Consider the following 1460-nt stretch of genomic DNA (forward strand, 5'->3'; position numbering starts at 1 on the left):
CCCTCGTTCAGGGTCTGTACGTACGTCTCGATCAGGCGGTTGGTCTCCGGAGCCGCCAGGACCTGTCCGTACGTCTTGCCCTCCAGCCCGTTCTCGGCCGCCCAGGTGAGGATGGACGGCTCGTCGAGGGCGATCAGCGCGGAGCAGAAGTTACGGTCGGCGCCGTGCACGACGATCGTCGACACGTACGGGCAGATCGCCTTGAACTGGCCCTCGATCTCCGCCGGGGCGACGTACTTTCCGCCCGAGGTCTTGATCAGGTCCTTCTTGCGGTCGGTGATGCGCAGGTAGCCGTCGGCGGACAGCTCGCCGATGTCGCCCGTGTGCAGCCAGCCGTCGGACTCCAGGACCTCGGCGGTCTTGTCCGGCTGCCGGTGGTAGCCCTGCATGATGCCGGGGCCGCGCAGCAGGACCTCGCCGTCGTCGGCGATCCGGACCTCGGTGCCGGGGAGCGGCTTGCCGACCGTGCCGGTGCGGTAGGCCTCGCCCGGGTTGACGAAGGAGGCCGCGCTGGACTCGGTCAGGCCGTAGCCCTCCAGGATGTGGACGCCCGCGCCGGAGAAGAAGAAGCCGATCTCGGGTGCCAGGGCGGAGGCGCCGGAGACGGCGGCCCGCAGCTTCCCGCCGAAGGCCTCGCGGAGCTTGGAGTAGACGAGCGCGTCGGCGATCTTGTGCTTGGTGGTGAGTCCGAAGGGTGCGGTCGCCTGGCCGGTCCGGCGGAAGTTGTCCTGCGTGACCTTGGCGTACTCACGGGCGACGCCGACCGACCACTGGAAGATCTTGTACTTGGCTCCGCCGGCGGCGCGGGCCTTGGCGGCCACGCCGTTGTAGACCTTCTCGAAGATGCGCGGGACCGCGGCCATGTACGTCGGCTGCACGATCGGCAGGTTCTCGATGATCTTGTCGATCCGGCCGTCGACGGCGGTCACGTGTCCGGCCTCGATCTGCCCCGAGGTCAGCACCTTGCCGAAGACGTGCGCCAGCGGCAGCCACAGGTACTGGACGTCGTCCTTGCCGATCAGCCCGGTGGCGACCATGGCCTTGGCCAGGTAGGACCAGTTGTCGTGCAGGAGCCGCACGCCCTTGGGGCGGCCGGTGGTGCCGGAGGTGTAGATGAGGGTGGCGAGCTGGTCGGAGGTGATTCCCGCGATCCGCTCGTCGACCGCCTCGGGATGCTTGGCGAGGTACTCCTTGCCGCGTGCCTCCAGCTCCGCGAGGGAGAGCACCCAGCCCTCGGGATCGTCCTCGGCGGCCACCGCGTCGGCGGCTTCCAGCACCACGACGTGGGCGAGATGCGGCAGGTCGGCGCGGCGCTCACGCGCCTTCGCCAGCTGCGCCGCGTCCTCGGCGATGAGCACCCGGCTGTCGGAGTCCGCGAGGATGAACGCCGACTCGTCCGCGTTGGTGCTGGGGTAGATCGTGGTCACCGCGCCGCCGGCGCACATCACGCCGAGGTCGGA

General features: G+C 69.6%; 1 protein-coding gene. It reads right to left on the bottom strand.

Going from position 1 to position 1460, the window contains the following annotated elements:
• Positions 1 to 1460, bottom strand: a 1460-nt coding sequence (locus ACWGIU_RS37775; RefSeq protein ID WP_453712591.1) for an AMP-dependent synthetase/ligase, incomplete at both ends; no start/stop codon positions are given.

It is taken from the genome of Streptomyces sp. NPDC054840, from assembly GCF_053611065.1.